General features: G+C 36.5%; 3 protein-coding genes. 1 reads left to right on the top strand and 2 read right to left on the bottom strand.

The genetic code is table 11. The annotated features are described in order from the left end of the window. On the bottom strand, positions 1–1,887 hold a 1,887-nt coding region (locus tag AC1DTM_RS20230; protein ID WP_477000731.1), incomplete at its 3' end, for an ABC-F family ATP-binding cassette domain-containing protein. Then, the gene (locus AC1DTM_RS20225; RefSeq protein WP_016104709.1) at positions 1,884–2,531 is read right to left on the bottom strand and encodes an HD domain-containing protein; all 648 of its coding nucleotides are present in this window, start codon (positions 2,529–2,531) and stop codon (positions 1,884–1,886) included. The genes AC1DTM_RS20230 and AC1DTM_RS20225, both read right to left, overlap by 4 nt. A 109-nt stretch (positions 2,532–2,640) precedes the next feature. On the opposite strand from AC1DTM_RS20225, the gene AC1DTM_RS20220 reads away from it, so the two are divergent. Continuing rightward, positions 2,641–3,396 carry a hypothetical protein gene (locus AC1DTM_RS20220; protein ID WP_016104708.1) on the top strand — a complete coding sequence of 252 codons (756 nt, stop codon included), beginning with the start codon at positions 2,641–2,643 and terminating at the stop codon, positions 3,394–3,396. The last annotated feature ends 326 nt before the right edge of the window (positions 3,397–3,722 follow it).

Below are 3,722 nucleotides of genomic sequence, written 5' to 3'. Positions count from 1 at the left end.
TCCTTCAACAATGTCTGATAGTTCGCTCCATCTTTCCATCGTTTTTTCTAGCTCTTCTTCTGTTTTCTGCTGTGCTTCAGATAATTCTTGTGCCTTTGTGAAGTCAGATCCAACTTTCGCAAGTTCTTCTCCAATTGACTCAATTTTCTCTTCTAGTTCGGCAATTGTATCTTCAATTGTTTCCCATTCACGCTGCTCATTGTATGAAAGTTTACGTTTACGTTGTTGTTTTGGAGCTTCTTCTACTACTTTTTTCTCTTTTTGAACTTCCGCCTTCTCAATAAGTTCTTTCGTCTTTTCCATTTCTAAATAGTCCGTATAACTACCTAGGAATTCACGCACTTCGCCCTCGCCACTAAAGATGAACAATTCATCTACTACTTTATCTAAGAAGTAACGGTCATGCGATACAGTTAAAACGACACCTGGGAAATCTTCTAAATAATCTTCTAGTACTGTTAATGTTTGTGTATCTAGATCATTCGTAGGTTCATCAAGTAATAGTACGTTTGGTTCTCCCATTAAAATACGTAATAAATATAAACGTCTTCTTTCACCACCAGATAGTTTACCAAGCGGTGTACCATGTGAATGCGTCGGGAATAAGAAACGTTCTAACATTTGAGATGCACCAATTACTTTTCCGTCTGTCGTATGAATAACTTCTGCAATCTCTTTAATGTATTCAATCATACGCTGATTTAAATTCATCTCTTCATTTTCTTGCGTATAATAAGCAACTTTTACAGTTTGTCCTACTTCAACTTCACCACTATCAGGAGATAACTTGCCTGCAAGCATATTTAATAGCGAAGATTTCCCGCTTCCATTCGCCCCAATAATTCCGATACGATCGCCTGGTTTCACAATATGATTAAAATTATGTAGTACCGTCTTATCACCAAATTTTTTCGTTACATCTTTTAACTCAAGTACTTTCTTTCCTAGACGACTTCCACTTAGTGCAATATCAACTGATTGCTTCGCTGCTGGTCCTTCTTGTCCCTTCAGCTCATCAAAACGCTGAATACGCGCCTTTTGTTTCGTAGAACGGGCTTTTGCACCACGGCGAATCCAAGCAAGTTCACGACGATATAAATTTTGGCGTTTGGATTCTTGTGCCGATTCTTGCTCTTCACGAAGTGCTTTCGCTTCTAAAAATGTACTATAGTTTCCTTCGTAACTATATAGTTTACCGTTATCTAATTCAAAAATACGGTTTGTCACACGATCTAAGAAATAACGATCATGGGTTACAAGTAATACCGCACCTGTATATCTTGCTAAATATTCTTCTAACCATTCAACTGTCTCATGGTCAAGATGGTTCGTAGGCTCGTCTAAAATTAATAGATCAGGTGTTTCAATAAAACATTGTGCCATTGCGATACGTTTTTTCTGTCCACCAGATAGGTTTCCAACAATTGCAGTAAAATCTGTAATTCCTAATTTCGTTAAAAGAGATTTCGCATTTGCATTTGCTTCCCATGCACTCATTGCATCCATACGTTGCTGTACGGCAAATAATTGTTCCTGTACTTTTTCATTACTTGGATCTTTTTCGATATTTAATAACGATTGTTCATAATCACGAAGAAGACGAATTAAAGGTGTATCACCATGGAACACTTGCTCTAATACTGTTAGTTTTTCATCAAACTCTGGTTGCTGTGATAAATAACTAATTGTATATCCGCGTGAATGCGTCATATCACCTGTATCAGGAGTTTCTAATCCTGCAATAATTTTTAATAATGTCGATTTACCAGTACCGTTTACACCAATAATTCCGACACGTTGTCCTTCTGTAATACTACATGATAATCCATCAAATAACGGTTTTTCTCCGTATGATTTCGATAAGTTCTCCACAGTTAACATTTTCATATTTGTGCATTCCACTCTTTCATAAATTGTTCAATAAACTCTTCCATATAACGATGACGAACTTCAGCCTCTTGTTTTGCTGCGTTCGTGTTCATTAAATCTTTTAGTTTTAAAAGTTTTTCATAAAAATGATTTAAAGATGGATCATTACTTTTTCTATATTCATCTTTCGTCATCACTTCTCGAGGAGGGATAGTTGGATCATACATTAATCTCCCTTTCGCTCCTCCGTATGCAAATGTACGAGCTATTCCAATTGCACCAAGAGCATCTAAACGATCTGCATCTTGAACAATTCTACCTTCAAGTGACTCAACTGTGCCACCATGACCACCCTTATAAGACATATTGGCGATGATATGAAGAACATGTTTACTTTCCTCTTCTTCAACACGTAACTCTTCTAACCAATCAGAAACTTTTTTCATTCCTGCTTCTTCACTCTCATTTAACTTCTCATCTGCTACATCGTGAAGTAATGCTGCCATTTCAATTATAAAACGATTTCCCCCTTCTTGCTCGGATAAAGAAATCGCCAATTTATGTACGCGTTCAATATGATACCAATCATGCCCACTCGCATCTTTTTCTAAAATATGCTTTACGAAAGTTATTGTTTTTTTTATTTTTTCTTGTTTTATCATTTTATCTTCACCCAGTTACTTATTGTAACACGCCCGCATTTTTTCATCACATATTTTCTTGTCTGCCCATACACTAGGTGGTAGGCATCATTATGAAGGAGGAATAAACATGTTCTATAATAATCAACCGCCTTACCCACAACAACCTTTTTCCCCTCAACATCAGGAACAAAGATATGCTGAACAGTATGGGGAGGAAGAGACACAACATCAAGAGCCTCAATACGAACAAAATCCATACGCAACACCGCAAACTCAAGAAACTGAATATCAACAAAATCCATATGACACACGTCCAAATTATGAATATCCTCAAAATCCATATGCAGCACCACAAAATCAAGAACAGCAAAATCAACAAAATCCATATGACACACGTCCAAATTATGAATATCCTCAAAATCCATACGTAGCACCACAAAACCAAGAACAACAATATCAGCAAAATCCATACACAACTCAGCCACAACAACCGCAATACCAACAACAAATGTATCAACCAAGCTACGACGCACGTGTCTCACCGCCAGCACCGCCAACTATCGATCCTACGCAACCGCAAATTTTACCGCCTGGACCAACATTCGATATTACACAGCCACAAATTTTACCACCAGGACCTATTACAGAACCAACGCAACAACAAATCCAGCAAGTTGTCGGTACACAGTTTTTACCTTTAAAAAAACCTGTACTTGATTTCGTAAAACCTTGGGTAGATTACGGTTTAAATGAAGCGAAACATACATCACATAAACATGCTTTAACAGAAGTTGCTGCGATTATGTTTTTAGTTGGTAAAGGATTTAATCCTACGATTGCGCATTATATTGTTGAATCTTGGGAGAAGAATGAGCAGTTTTAAGGTTGTTTATTTTATGTTATATAAAACTATAAAAGTGTCACAAATGCCTGTTATACAAGCATTTGTGACACTTTTTATTTGTTATATTATATTCTATTCCAAAGGGGTATTTCACATTTTTTCACGTGTTTTTATATTATTTGTGAGCAAAATGTGAGCAAATAATAGCCTTTTAATTACACTGTATTAGATTGATTTTTTTTTAAAACCTATTCATTTGACATAAGTCCCCACAACAAATCTTGTATTGCAATCACCTTGTTAAATAGGGATTACCGTTCCCATTGCAGAACTTGTGTGCGGATTAAGCTGCACACCCTAATAAC

This window comes from Bacillus sp. P4_D3 (assembly GCF_056401855.1).
The sequence above is the reverse complement of the archived record's forward strand: the minus strand, read 5'-3'. Positions and strand labels throughout refer to the sequence as shown.

Excerpts from the sequence above, each read along its gene's own strand:
- AC1DTM_RS20220 (WP_016104708.1), top strand. The coding sequence starts at position 2,641 with ATGTTCTATAATAATCAACCGCCTTACCCACAACAACCTTTTTCCCCT.
- AC1DTM_RS20225 (WP_016104709.1), bottom strand. The coding sequence starts at position 2,531 with ATGATAAAACAAGAAAAAATAAAAAAAACAATAACTTTCGTAAAGCAT.